The 12916-nt window shown below is 66.1% G+C and carries 15 protein-coding genes; 13 read left to right on the forward strand and 2 right to left on the reverse strand.

All coding sequences use genetic code 11. From position 1 onward, the window contains the following. Positions 1-78 precede the first annotated feature (78 nt). The gene (locus E8L99_RS00960) at positions 79-702 is read right to left on the reverse strand and encodes an LbetaH domain-containing protein (RefSeq protein ID WP_137097796.1); all 624 of its coding nucleotides are present in this window, start codon (positions 700-702) and stop codon (positions 79-81) included. A gap of 220 nt (positions 703-922) precedes the next feature. Here E8L99_RS00960 and phnC point away from each other — a divergent pair, with 220 nt between their 5' ends. The 5 genes from phnC (at position 923) to phnE (E8L99_RS00985) (ending at position 5457) form a co-directional block, all read left to right on the forward strand. After that, on the forward strand, positions 923-1729 hold the full coding sequence (gene phnC / locus E8L99_RS00965; RefSeq protein ID WP_137097797.1) for a phosphonate ABC transporter ATP-binding protein: 807 nt from the start codon (positions 923-925) through the stop codon (positions 1727-1729). A gap of 62 nt (positions 1730-1791) precedes the next feature. After that, on the forward strand, positions 1792-2709 hold the full coding sequence (phnD, locus tag E8L99_RS00970; RefSeq protein WP_137097798.1) for a phosphonate ABC transporter substrate-binding protein: 918 nt from the start codon (positions 1792-1794) through the stop codon (positions 2707-2709). Positions 2710-2763: 54 nt separating this feature from the next. Then, entirely contained in the window at positions 2764-3669 is a 906-nt protein-coding gene (phnD, locus tag E8L99_RS00975; RefSeq protein WP_137097799.1) for a phosphonate ABC transporter substrate-binding protein, read from the forward strand. 7 nt (positions 3670-3676) lie between these two features. Next, positions 3677-4573 carry a phosphonate ABC transporter, permease protein PhnE gene (gene phnE, locus E8L99_RS00980; RefSeq protein WP_137097800.1) on the forward strand — a complete coding sequence of 299 codons (897 nt, stop codon included), beginning with the start codon at positions 3677-3679 and terminating at the stop codon, positions 4571-4573. After that, on the forward strand, positions 4570-5457 hold the full coding sequence (phnE, locus tag E8L99_RS00985; RefSeq protein WP_391527463.1) for a phosphonate ABC transporter, permease protein PhnE: 888 nt from the start codon (positions 4570-4572) through the stop codon (positions 5455-5457). The genes phnE (E8L99_RS00980) and phnE (E8L99_RS00985) overlap by 4 nt, the downstream gene beginning before the upstream one ends. 199 nt (positions 5458-5656) lie before the next feature. Here phnE (E8L99_RS00985) and phnF read toward each other — a convergent pair whose 3' ends face one another. Continuing rightward, positions 5657-6376, reverse strand: a complete 720-nt coding sequence (gene phnF, locus E8L99_RS00990; protein WP_137097801.1) for a phosphonate metabolism transcriptional regulator PhnF — start codon at positions 6374-6376, stop codon at positions 5657-5659. Between the two features lie 96 nt (positions 6377-6472). Here phnF and phnG point away from each other — a divergent pair, with 96 nt between their 5' ends. From phnG to phnN, 8 genes are read left to right on the forward strand one after another with little or no spacing between them, the layout of a single operon-like run. After that, a complete protein-coding gene (gene phnG, locus E8L99_RS00995) occupies positions 6473-6934 on the forward strand; it encodes a phosphonate C-P lyase system protein PhnG (RefSeq protein WP_137101886.1) in 462 nt (153 codons plus the stop codon). Beyond that, on the forward strand, positions 6934-7524 hold the full coding sequence (gene phnH / locus E8L99_RS01000) for a phosphonate C-P lyase system protein PhnH (protein WP_137097802.1): 591 nt from the start codon (positions 6934-6936) through the stop codon (positions 7522-7524). Before phnG ends, phnH begins: the two co-directional genes overlap by 1 nt. Before the next feature lie 3 nt (positions 7525-7527). Continuing rightward, on the forward strand, positions 7528-8628 hold the full coding sequence (locus E8L99_RS01005; protein WP_137097803.1) for a carbon-phosphorus lyase complex subunit PhnI: 1101 nt from the start codon (positions 7528-7530) through the stop codon (positions 8626-8628). Then, a complete protein-coding gene (locus E8L99_RS01010; protein WP_137097804.1) occupies positions 8625-9512 on the forward strand; it encodes an alpha-D-ribose 1-methylphosphonate 5-phosphate C-P-lyase PhnJ in 888 nt (295 codons plus the stop codon). Before E8L99_RS01005 ends, E8L99_RS01010 begins: the two co-directional genes overlap by 4 nt. After that, positions 9509-10285 (forward strand): phosphonate C-P lyase system protein PhnK, encoded by a 777-nt coding sequence (gene phnK / locus E8L99_RS01015; RefSeq protein WP_137097805.1) that lies wholly within the window; start codon positions 9509-9511, stop codon positions 10283-10285. The genes E8L99_RS01010 and phnK overlap by 4 nt, the downstream gene beginning before the upstream one ends. Positions 10286-10292: 7 nt before the next feature. Then, positions 10293-10997 (forward strand): phosphonate C-P lyase system protein PhnL, encoded by a 705-nt coding sequence (gene phnL / locus E8L99_RS01020; protein ID WP_137097806.1) that lies wholly within the window; start codon positions 10293-10295, stop codon positions 10995-10997. Positions 10998-11011: 14 nt separating this feature from the next. After that, the gene (locus tag E8L99_RS01025; protein WP_137097807.1) at positions 11012-12181 is read left to right on the forward strand and encodes an alpha-D-ribose 1-methylphosphonate 5-triphosphate diphosphatase; all 1170 of its coding nucleotides are present in this window, start codon (positions 11012-11014) and stop codon (positions 12179-12181) included. A 32-nt stretch (positions 12182-12213) separates the two neighbouring features. Beyond that, on the forward strand, positions 12214-12774 hold the full coding sequence (gene phnN / locus E8L99_RS01030; protein ID WP_252511217.1) for a phosphonate metabolism protein/1,5-bisphosphokinase (PRPP-forming) PhnN: 561 nt from the start codon (positions 12214-12216) through the stop codon (positions 12772-12774). The last annotated feature ends 142 nt before the right edge of the window (positions 12775-12916 follow it).

The following is a 12916-nucleotide window of genomic DNA, read 5'->3' on the forward strand; positions in this document are numbered from 1 at the left end:
AGGCATGTTGCAGGCGATCATCCAGCCCGCCTTGCGCCGGATCAAGGCGCACGGTTTGGCGGCCGCCGCGAGGAGGCCTTACGCCGCACCGGCCTCATGCTTGTCCAGAAAATCGCCGATCGACAGCGTGCGGAAATCCGGCAGCGCACGGCGCAGCCGCTCGTGATCCCAGTCCCACCAGGCCAGTTGCAGCAGCCGCTCGGCCGTCGCCTCGTCGAACCGGCGGCGGATCGGACGCGCCGGATTGCCGCCAACGATCGTGTAGGGCTCGACATCCTTGGTGACGATGGCGCCAGCGGCAACCACCGCCCCCGTTCCGACCGTCCGGCCGGCGAGGATCACGGCGCCATGGCCGACCCAGATGTCGTGGCCAAGCGTCACCCAGTTGGAGCGCCGCCAGTCGAAGAAGCCCGCCTCGTCCGGCTCGCCATCGAAATAACGGGATGCGCGATAGAGAAAGTGGCTCTGGCTTGCCCGTTCCATCGGATGGTTGCCGGGATTGATCCGGACATGGGAGGCGATCGAGCAGAACTTGCCGATGGTCGCCATGTCGATCTGGCCATCCTGCACGATGTAGGAATAGTCGCCCATCGTGGTCTCGGAAATGACCGTCCTTGCGCCGACTTCGGTATAGGCGCCGAACCGGCTGTCGCGGATGATCGCTGCCGGATGGATGGACGGTTCGAGACCGAGATTGCTCATGAAAAGACCTGCTGCCTGGCTTCGCTGCGGAATGAGATGCCCTAGTCTTGGGCATATGACGAATTCACGACAGGCAGACGACAATCCACAGTAAAGGCGCGCGTCCTGGCCGCAGGTTGCACTGTCGTGATTGTCACAAAAGTGTAGCAGCCATCGCCTAGAGCCGAGACGAGAACAGGCAGCCCTTCCCGGCGCCTGATCCCGTGCGTGGTGAGGCCCGATGCTGACCATTGATCGCGTTACTCGACGGTTCGGCGCCAAGGCGGCGGTCGAGGACGTGTCTCTCGAAGTGGCCCCCGGCGCCTTCGTGGGCGTAATCGGGCGCTCTGGCGCCGGCAAGTCGACGCTTCTGCGCATGATCAACCGGCTGCAGGAACCCTCCGAGGGCCGCATCCTGTTCGAAGGCCGCAACGTGACGACGCTCACCGGCGCGGACCTCCGCGACTGGCGTCAGTCCTGCGCCATGATCTTCCAGCAGTTCAACCTCGTCGGCCGGCTCGACGTGATGACCAATGTGCTGATGGGCCGCCTGAACCATGTCGGCACCGCACGCGCCCTGTTCAAACTCTGGTCGATCGACGACCGGGCCATCGCGCTCTCCGCTCTGGAACAGTTCGACATCGCAACCCTTGCTGCCCAGCGGGCCGAAAGCCTCTCCGGCGGCCAGCAGCAGCGCGTGGCAATTGCCCGCGCCCTGGTGCAGGAGCCCAAGATCATCCTCGCCGACGAGCCGATCGCCTCGCTCGACCCGCGCAACACCCGCATCGTCATGGATGCGCTGCAGCGCATCAACAAGCATTACGGCATCACGATCATCTGCAATCTGCACTCGCTCGACATTGCCCGCACCTATTGCGACCGGCTGGTGGGAATGGCGCAGGGCCGCATCGTGTTCGACGGTGCGCCGGAAGCTCTGACCGACGATGCCGCCCGCGACCTCTACGGCATCGAGGCTGGTGACGTGCTGGACGGCCACACACCCGTGCCGGCGCCGGCCGCGCAGATGCCAAGCCCCGCCTTCGCCTGACCCAAGTCCTGCATGAGGCCGGCTGGGACCGGCCTTCGCCTTTTCAACCGGAGATGAAACCCATGTTCGATCGCCGCCAGATTGTCACCGGCCTCGCCGGCCTGCCCTTCGCCGCCTCCGTAGCGGGTGCCCAGGGCGCCTGGCAGAGCCGCTATCCGGAGTTGGTCTTCGCTGTGATCCCGGCCGAGAACGCGTCCGGCACTGTGGAACGCTACACGCCCTTCATCGAATATCTCGGCCGCGAACTCGGCGTGAAGGTCACGCTGCGCGTCGCCAATGACTATGCGGCCGTCATCGAAGGCCAGCGGGCCGGCAACATCCATATCGGCTTCTACGGCCCCTCGTCCTATGTCCGCGCCCACAGTGTGACCCAGGGCGGCGTCGAGCCCTTCGTGGTGGAAGTGCTGCAGGACGGCTCGGTCGGTTATTATTCGGTCGCCTATGTCCGCGCCAACAACCCGGCGACCCGGATCGAGGACCTGCGCGGCAAGAACCTCTGCCTCGTCGATCCCAACTCGACCTCGGGCAACAATGTCCCGCGCTTCGCGATGTCCAAGCTCGGCATTGGAACGCCCGATCAGTTCTTCGGCCGCGTCGTCTATGCCGGCAGCCACGAGAACGCGGTGACCGCCGTGCTTCAGGGCACCTGCGATGTCGCCTTCAACTGGTGGAACTCCGAGACGGATTCCAACCTGGCCCGGATGGCTTCGAAGAACATGGTGAAGTCCGAAGACTTCAAGATGATCTTCAAGTCCGACCTGATCGCCGGTTCGCCGGTTGCCTATCTGACCTCGCTCCCCGCCGACCTGAAGGCTGCCATCACCAAGGCCTTCGTCGAGGCGCCTGTGAAGGCCAAGGCGGCCTTCGACCGCTGGTCCGACGGCAAGAACCAGGGCTTCAGGCCGACGACCCATGCCGACTACAAGGCGATCGTCGACCTCCAGGCCTTCGTCGACCAGCTCCGCCGCCAGCGTTCCTGATCGAGACGGGCGGCATCGGCTTCCCGACGCCGCCCCATCCGGAGGCCATTGGCCATGCTTCGCCGTCTGTTCCTGACATTGGTCTGCCTGTTCGCGGCCGGCACCATGGCCACAGCCCAGGACTGGCGCCAGCGCTATCCAGAGCTCGTCTTCTCGGTCACGCCTTCGGAAAATGCCGGGGGCGTGACCGACCGTTTCGAACCGTTCCTCGCCTATCTCTCGCGCGAGCTCGGCGTCCGCGTGACCCTGCGCATCGCCAATGATTATGCAGCCGTTATCGAGGCTCTGCGCACCGGCCAGGTCCAGTTCGCGCATTTCGGCCCGGCCGCCTATGCCCGCGCTCTCGTCGTCACCAATGGCGGCGTCGAGCCGCTGGTGACGCTCGCCAATTCAGCCGGCGCCGTCGGCTATTTCTCGGTCCTCTATGTCCGCGCCGGCGATCCCGCCCAGTCCATCACCGACCTGCGTGGCCGCAACATCTGCCTCGTCGATCCCAATTCGGCCTCCGGCAACAACGTGCCGCGCTTCACGATGAACAAGCTCGGCATTGACCCCGAACAGTTCTTCGGCCGCGTGGTCTATGCCGGCAGCCACGAGAATGCGGTGATGGGCCTGATCCAGGGCACATGCGACGGTGCCTTCAACTGGTGGAACACCGAGCGGGAATCCAACCTGTTGCGCATGGCCGCCAAGAACATGGTCAAGGCCGAGGATGTCCGCATCATTCTGAAATCGACCCTGATTCCGGGCTCGCCGGTCGCTGTCATGAGCAGCCTGCCCGTGGAGCTTCGCGAACGGATCCGACAGGCCTTCCTCGATGCCGCCGCCAAGGATCCGGCAGCCTTCCAGCGGATCAGCGACGGTCAGGCCACCAGCTATGTCCGCGCCAATGCCGAAGATTACCAGGTGATGCAGGAACTCCTGCAATTCGTCGACCAGATGCGGCGTCGCAGGAGCTGATCCGTCCATGAATGCTGCAACCACCCGCCTGCCCGAAGCACAGCTTGCGCCGCTGATGGCGGCCTATGAGCAGGCGATGGCAGCCAAGCGTCGGCAGGTCTGGATCGGCTTCGCCATTCTGGTCGCCGTCACCCTGCTCGCAGGTTTTGTCGCCGAGGTACGGCCCGGCACCTTCTTCACCAACCTCTACCGCTTCACCGACTACCTCGGCCGCATCTTCACCCTCGACAACGGCCCGGCCTCCGGCCGCTTCGTGCTGGTCGACGTGGTCGAATGGATGTGGGGCTTCGACAAGTGGATGAAGCTCCTCGCCGAGACCCTGCTGATCGCCTATGTCGGCACGATCATGGGGGCGGTCGGCGGCTTCTGCCTGGCTTTCGTCGCCGCGCGCAACCTCGCCCCCACCTCATGGATGCGGTTTGCCGCCAAGCGCGTTCTCGAATTCTGCCGCACCGTGCCGGAGATCGTCTTCGCGCTGATCTTCGTGGTCGCCTTTGGCCTTGGACCCGTGCCGGGCGTGCTGGCTATTGCCATCCATACATTCGGTGCGCTCGGCAAGCAGTTCGCGGAAGTTGCCGAGAATATCGACATGAAGCCGATCGACGGCCTGACCGCCACCGGCGCGACCTGGATCGAGCGCATGCGCTTTGCCGCCCTGCCCCAGGTCACCTCCAACTTCGTCAGCTATGCGCTGCTGCGCTTCGAGATCAATGTGCGCGGTGCCGCCGTCATGGGCTTCGTCGGCGCGGGCGGCATTGGCCAGGACCTCGTGGAGGCGATCCGCAAGTTCTACTATGCCGACGTCTCCGCCATTCTCGTCCTGATCATCGCAACCGTCATGGTCATCGACCTTGCCACCGAGCGTGTGCGCCACGCCCTGATCGGACTGGAGCACCGTCAATGACCACCGCGACCGATCCCAACCATCCCGTGGTCGCCGATGCCCTGGCTGGCCGCGCTGAGATGATCATGCGCTATCCCGCGATCTTCGCGCCCTCCTCCGCGGGCCGCCTGAAGGCCGTGGCCGTCACCCTGGCATTGCTTGGCCTGTTCATCTTCGGCATGATCGAACTCGGCTTTTCGCTGACCAGGATGATCACCGGCCTTGGCCAGCTCGGCGTCACCATCGCGCACATGATGCCGCCCTCCACCGGGACTTGGACGAAGTTCTTCATCTACCTTCATGCCCTGGCCGAGACCGTCGCCATCGCATTTCTCGGCGTGATGGTGGCGGCAATCCTGGCGCTGCCCTTCGGCTTCCTCGCCGCCAAGAACGTCATCCCCAACTGGATCGTCCATGTGCTGGCGCGCCGCTTCCTCGACACGGTCAGGGGCGTGGATGAACTGATCTGGGCGCTGATCTGGGTCGGCGTGGTGGGGCTTGGACCCTTTGCCGGCGTGCTGGCGCTGGTGACCGCCAATTTCGGCGCCTTTGGTAAGCTCTTTTCCGAGGCCATCGAGACGGCCGACCGCAGGGCCGGCGAAGGCATCCTGTCGACAGGGGGAAACAACCTCCACGTTGCGCGCTTCGCGCTCCTGCCGCAGATCCTGCCGGTCATCGGCAGTCAGGTCCTCTACTATTTCGAGAGCAACACCAGGTCTGCCACCATCATCGGCATTGTCGGCGCCGGCGGCATCGGCCTGCATCTCGCCGAGCAGATCCGCGTGCTGGAATTCCAGCACGTCTCGGCCCTGATCCTGATGATCCTCGTCACCGTCGCCGCCATCGACCAGGTGTCGAGCCGCCTGCGGTTTGCGCTGATCGGCGAGGCCGGACAGGCCCGCTGATCAGCTACACGCCATTGGGAGGCCCCACCCCAACCCTCCCCGCAAGCGGGGAGGGGGCCAAATGCGCTCACGGCATGATCACGCCGAATTCCCGGTGAAATCGCTAGCTTCGCTGGCGGGCTGAGCCCCCTCCCCGTTGCGGGGAGGGTTGGGGTGGGGTTCCTGCCAATCTCACAAGGTCGCTTTCAGCGCTTCTGCCCTATCCCCCGACCGTGATCCGCACGCGATCCGCGGAGAAATGCGAGCGCGCCCACTGGATCGGCAGGCCATCGGGATCGACATTGACGCTCTCGATCACCAGAACCGGCCGGCCCGCAGCGATTTCCAGCTGCTCGGCATCGCGCTCATCGGCGATGGCTGCCCCGACATGGGTGCGGGCACGGCGATAATCCGGCACACCGCAAGCCGCCAGCGCGGCCGAGATCGATCCCGTTGCCGCATAGACCTCGGGCACACGAGCGAAGCGCGGAAGTGGAAAAGCCGTCACCGCCCATGAGATCGGCACGCCATCGGCAAAATGGCCGCTTTCGACCAGCACGACCGGATCCTCCGGCGACAATCCCAGCGCCTCCGCGATCTCCTCACTGGCGCCGGTCTCGCGAAAGCCCAGCAGCTTGCCGGCGGGATCTCGCGCTTGGCCCACCACGATCTCGGAGAACCGTGTGCGGACGCCGATCGGATAGGTCAGCGGCTTGGCTTCGACATAGGTGCCGGAGCCCTGCGTCACGCGGACCAGTCCCTTGTCGACCAGCGATTTCACCGCCTGCCTGACGGTGTGGCGATTGACGCCGAAGCGCTCGGTCAATTGCGCTTCCGTCGGCAGTTTCGCGCCCGCCGGCAATCCACCGCCGGCGATCTCGGCCTCCAGCGTCTCCGCGATCTGCCGCCAGACGGTGACCCCGCCCCCTCGTGCCAGCATGGCTGCCCCGTCATTCCCGTGTCACGCGCTTCAGGCTTGATCCCGAAGGCGTGTTGTCATAAAAGTATAGTCATCTAGACGAATAAACAAGCCATGATGACCAGCACGCCAGAATCACCCAGTCTTCAAAGCGCTCGCAAGGCCGCCATGGCGATCATGGCCCGCGCCACGACCGTCGAACTGGCTGCCATGGACGACATTGCGCCCATGTCCGAGCTTCGCACGTTGCGCGCCCCGGAAATAGGTCTCGTCATGGTGCGCGGACGCATCGGCGGCGACGGCGCCCCCTTCAATCTGGGCGAAACAACCGTCAGCCGCGCGGCCGTCGCGCTCACCTCCGGCGAAGTCGGCTTCGGCCATGTGCTGGGGCGCGACACCGAGAAGGCCCGGCTCGCGGCCATCGCCGATGCGCTCTGGCAGAACGCGGCGCATCGCCCGGCCGTGGAGGCGCTGCTCGCACCGATCCGCGCGCGGATCGCCGCCGAGACGACCATGTCCGCCGAGCGCACCGCCGCCACCCGCGTCGACTTCTTTACCCTGGTCCGCGGAGAAGACTGATGGCCATCGCAACCGCCTTCGCCGATCCCGTTCACGAATCGCAGGCCGCCTTTCGCGCGGTGATGAATGCGCTGGCACGCCCAGGCACGATCCAGCCGGTTGCCGGCCTCGCCGAGGCACCCACGCCCCTGTCTCCCGTGGCAGCCGCCGTGGCCCTCGCGCTCGCGGATTACGAAACGCCGGTCTTTCTCGACGCGCCCCTCGCCGCCTCTGCCGAGATCGCGGCCTATCTGACCTTCCACACGGGTGCCCGCACGACGCCCGAGCCCAGTCTCGCGGCCTTCGCGTTGATCGCCGATCCGGCGCGTCTGACCTCGCTGGAGGGCTTCGCGCTCGGCACCGACATCTACCCGGACCGGTCGACGACCTTGATCCTGCAGGTCGAAGGCTTCGGCTCGGGCAAGGCCCTCATCCTCCAGGGCCCCGGCATCAAGGGCGAGAGCAGCCTCTCGGTCAGCGGCCTGCCCGCGGGCATTGTCGCCATGCTGGCTGACAACCGCGCGCTGTTTCCGCGCGGGGTGGATCTGGTGCTGGCCGGCCCCGACGGGGTCGCGGCCCTGCCCCGCACCACCCGCGTCAGGGAGGCTTGAGCCATGTATGTTGCGGTCAAGGGCGGCGAACGCGCCATCGACAATGCCCATGCGCTGATGGCTCATGCCCGGCGCGGCGATCCCTCCGTCCCCGAACTCACAGCCGCACAGATCCGCGAGCAGCTCCAGCTCTCGGTCGACCGCGTGATGACCGAGGGCTCGCTCTACGATCGCGATCTGGCGGCGCTGGCCATCAAGCAGGCGCGCGGCGACCTGGTGGAAGCGGCCTTCCTTGTGAGGGCCTTCCGCACCACCCTGCCCCGTTTCGGCGCGAGCGAACCGCTCGACACGGCCGAGATGGACGTGCGCCGGCGCATTTCGGCGGCCTTCAAGGACCTGCCCGGCGGCCAGGTGCTCGGCCCTACCTTCGACTATACCCACCGCCTCATCGATTTCCTGCTGGAGGCGGGCGCACCAATTCCGGAACCCGCCACCGCTCCGGCAACGCAGGACAATTTCCCGCGCGTTACCGATCTTCTGGGACAGGACGACCTGATCGAGCGCAACCCGCTGCCCGACGCGGATGCACCGGTCGGTGACCTTACCCGCGCGCCCCTCAATCTGCCGGCCGATCGCGATCTGCGGCTTCAGAATCTGGCACGCTCGGACGAAGGCTTCCTGCTGGCGCTCGGCTATTCGACCCAGCGTGGCTTCGGTCGCTCGCACCCGTTCGCCGGCGAGATCCGGCTGGGCGAGGTCGAGATCGAGTTCGTCGCCGAAGATGTCGGCTTCGCCGTGCCGCTTGGCACGATCACCGTCACCGAATGCCAGATGGTCAACCAGTTCAAGGGCTCGGCCACCGAGGCGCCCCGCTTCACCCGCGGCTACGGCCTCGCCTTCGGCCATTGCGAGCGCAAGACCATGGCCATGGCGCTGGTCGACCGGTCGCTCCGCGCCCGCGAACTCGGCGAGGAGATCAAGGCCCCGGCTCAGGACGAGGAATTCGTGCTGATGCATTCCGACAATGTGCAGGCGACCGGCTTCGTCGAGCACCTGAAACTGCCGCACTATGTCGACTTCCAGTCCGAGCTCGAGCTGATCCGCAAGATCCGCCGCGACGTCGAGGCGCGGCAGGCGGAACCTCTGAAGGACGCCGCCGAATGACCCAGCAGTACAATTTCGCCTATCTGGACGAGCAGACCAAGCGGATGATCCGCCGCGCCATCCTGAAGGCCATCGCGATCCCCGGCTATCAGGTCCCCTTCGCCTCGCGGGAAATGCCCATGCCCTATGGCTGGGGGACCGGCGGTGTGCAGGTGACGGCCGCGATCCTCGGCCAACACGACGTGCTCAAGGTGATCGACCAGGGCGCCGACGACACGACCAATGCGGTGTCGATCCGCAAGTTCTTCGAGAAGACCTCGGGCGTCGCGACCACCACCCATACCGCCGATGCGACCGTCATCCAGACGCGCCATCGTATCCCCGAGCGCACGCTGACCGAGGATCAGGTTCTGGTCTATCAGGTGCCGATCCCCGAGCCGCTGCGCTTCCTCGAGCCGCGCGAGACCGAGACGCGGGTGATGCACGCGCTCGAAGATTACGGGCTCATGCATGTGAAGCTCTACGAGGACATCGCCACCCACGGCCATATCGCCACCGCCTATGCCTATCCGGTGAAGGTTGAGGGCCGCTATGTGATGGACCCCTCGCCGACGCCGAAATTCGACAATCCCAAGATGGACGACTGCGCCGCGCTGCAATTGTTCGGCGCCGGCCGCGAGAAGCGCATCTATGCCGTGCCGCCGCATTCAAGCGTCGTCTCGCTCGACTTCGAGGATCATCCCTTCGAAGCCTCCAAGGCCGATCACGCCTGCGATCTCTGCGGCGCGACCCACACCTATCTCGACGAGGTGATCACGGATGATCGCGGCGGGCGGATGTTCGTCTGCTCCGACACCGACCATTGCGAGGAGCGCCGCGCCGAGGGCCATGCGGGGCCGCTTCTGGCGACCGCCCCGAAGGTGATAGCGGGAGAGGCGGCATGACCGAGACCCCGCTCCTCACCGCCGAGAATCTCTCCAAGTTCTACGGATCGCGCGTCGGCTGCCGCGACATCGGCTTCGAGATCCATGCTGGCGAAGTGCTGGCGGTGGTCGGCGAGTCCGGTTCCGGCAAGTCGACACTGCTGAAGCTCCTGTCAGGCCAGTTGGAACCCTCGGCCGGCCGCGTGCTCTATGCCATGCGCGACGGCGTCACCCGGGACATCCTCACGCTTTCCGAAGCCGAGCGGCGTTTCCTGTTCCGCACCGACTGGGGCTTCGTCCACCAGCATGCCGAACTCGGTCTGCGCATGGGCGTGTCCGCTGGCGCCAATGTCGGCGAGCGGCTGATGGCGGTCGGCTGGCGCCACTATGGGAAGATCCGCCACGAGGCCGAGACCTGGCTGGAGCGCGTGGAGATCGATGCGGAACGCATCGACGACAAGCCCACCGCCTATTCCGGCGGCATGCGCCAGCGTCTGCAGATCGCCCGTAACCTCGTCACCTCGCCGCGTCTTGTCTTCATGGACGAACCGACCGGCGGCCTCGATGTCTCGGTGCAGGCCCGCCTGCTCGACCTCATGCGCGGTCTGGTTGCCGATCTGGGACTTGCTGCCATCGTCGTGACCCATGATCTCGCGGTCGCGCGCCTCCTGTCGCATCGCATCCTCGTCATGAAGGACGGCCGGGCCATCGAGACCGGCCTCACCGACCAGGTGCTGGACGATCCCAGAGAGCCCTATACCCAGCTCCTCGTCTCCTCGATCCTGACGCCGTGAGGACCCGATGACCGCCATCCTCAAGCTCCACGACGTCGGCAAGACCTTCACCATGCACCTGCAGGGCGGGCTCACCATTCCCGTCGTCTCCGGCGTCTCGCTGGAGGTCGCGGCCGGCGAATGCGTCGTGCTCGGCGGCCCCTCGGGCGCCGGCAAGTCGTCGATCCTCAAGATGATCTATGGCAATTACCGCACCGACCGGGGTTCTATCCGGGTCGTCGCCGAGACCGACGAGACCGTCGACATTGCCAGCGCCGCCCCGCGCAAGGTGCTGGCGCTGAGGCGCACCACCATCGGCTATGTCTCGCAGTTCCTGCGGGTGATCCCGCGCGTCCCGGCGCTGGCTGTTGTGGCGGAAGCCGCCACCGCCTTCGGCATCGAACCATCCGAAGCCGAGCGCCGCGCGCGCCACCTGCTGACCACGCTCAATGTGCCGGAGCGTCTGTGGTCGCTGCCGCCCGCGACCTTCTCCGGCGGCGAACAGCAGCGCGTGAACATCGCCCGCGGCTTCATCGCCGACCATCCGATCCTGCTGCTCGACGAACCCACCGCCTCGCTGGACGCAAAGAACCGCGCGGCTGTCGTCGATCTCATCGAAACCAAGAAGCGGAACGGCACGGCCATTGTCGGCATCTTCCACGACGACGACGTTCGCGAACGTGTCGCGTCCCGCGTGGTAGACGTCACGGCCTTCGCTGCCCGCGCCGCATGAGGAATGACCCGTCCATGAGCACCAATCCCCCCGCCACCGACGACAAGGGCTCCATCGCGCTGTTCTCCCGCCGCGTCGTGCTGGCAAACCGCGAGGTGGCGGCAACCGTCGTCGTCGAGGATGGCCTGATCGTTGAGATCGACGAAGAGAGCCAGCGCCCGGACGCCATCGACCTCGGCGACGACCTGCTCATCCCCGGCCTGGTTGAACTGCACACCGATCATCTCGAACCGCATTATGCGCCGCGCCCGAAGGTCTATTGGGATCCGCTGTCGGCTGTTTTCGCCTATGACGCCCAGATCGCTGCCTCCGGCATTACCACTGTGTTCGACAGCCTGCGCGTCGGCCGCGACGATGACCGCTTCTCGGTCTCCAATGCGCTTCTGGATCTCTCCGAGGCCATCGAGACCGCCAAGGGCACCGGCCTTCTGCGCGCCGATCACCATACCCATCTGCGCTGCGAGATCCCCTCGACAGGCGTGGTCGAGGAAGCCGCCGACTATCTCGCCCGCTTCGACGTCCGCCTGATGTCGCTGATGGACCACACGCCGGGACAGCGGCAGTTCCGCGACGAGGAGAAGCTCAGGACCTATTACCGCGGCAAGACCGGCCTGTCGGAAAACGATCTCGACAAGCTGTTCGACAACCGTCGCGCCCGCGCCGCCTCCATTGGCGAGCCCAACAAGCGCGGCCTTGTCGCCCTTGCCCACGGCCGCAATATCGCGCTCGCCAGCCACGACGACACGCTGGAGGACCACGTTACCGAGTCGCTCGCCGACCGCGTGTCGATTGCCGAATTCCCCACCACGGTGGAGGCGGCCACCGCGTCGCACGCCGCCGGCATTTCCGTGCTCATGGGCGCCCCCAACGTCGTGCGCGGCGGCTCCCATTCCGGCAATGTCTCGGCGGTGGAACTGGCGGAAGCCGGTGTGCTCGACATCCTCTCGTCCGACTATGTGCCGATCAGCCTGATTCAGGGCGCCTTCGGGATTGCCCATGTCCCCGCCATGGGTGGCCTCGCCGGCGCGATCCAGACGGTCACGCTGAAACCCGCCCGCGCCACCGGCATGACGGATCGTGGCGAGATCGCTGTCGGCAAGCGCGGCGATCTCGTGCGCGTGGCCATGGTCGGCCAGCAGCCGATCGTCCGGCAGGTCTGGCGCACTGGCGCACGGATCTCCTGACGATGGGCGGCGCGGGACCAAGCGAGGGACCTTTGCAGGCGCCGCGCCGGGTCGGACCCGGTCGGCTGGTGCTGGTCGTCGGCCCGAGCGGCGCTGGCAAGGACACGCTCATCGACCGCGCTCGCGACGAACTCGCAGGCGACGCCTCGATCCTGTTTCCCAACCGGCTGGTCACCCGCCCGCCTTCGTCCGCGGAAGCCAATACCGAGATCGACGCCTCGACCTTCCGGATTATCGCGGAAGCCGGCGGCTTCGCCCTGTCCTGGACGGCACACGGCCTCCACTACGGCATTCCCTCGGCCATCGACCATGCGCTCTACGAAGGCCGGACCGTCGTCTGCAACGTCTCCCGCAGCATCGTCGAGGCCGCGCGCGGCCGCTACGACACAGTGACGGTGGTTGAGGTCACAGCACCGCCGGAGGTTCTCGCCGAGCGGGTCGCCGGGCGTGGCCGCGATACCGACGGCGATGTTTCCCTGCGTATCGCCCGCGCCGTTGAGCTGCCCTGTGCACCCGACGTCACCATCGTCAATGACGGTCCGGTGGAGCCGGCGGCGCGACGGTTCATGGCGGTCCTGACCGGTCGGGGCTGAGGCCGAGCGCATCCTTTCGGCATGACCGATACATCGTCATGGCAGGCCCTGTGCCTGCCATCGACGTCCTTGCATGTCCGAGATGATCAAGACGTGCATGCCCGCCACAAGGGCGGACATGACGCGGAAAGACCTGAGCACA

The sequence above is a fragment of the Phreatobacter aquaticus genome (assembly GCF_005160265.1).
Lineage (GTDB): Bacteria > Pseudomonadota > Alphaproteobacteria > Rhizobiales > Phreatobacteraceae > Phreatobacter > Phreatobacter aquaticus.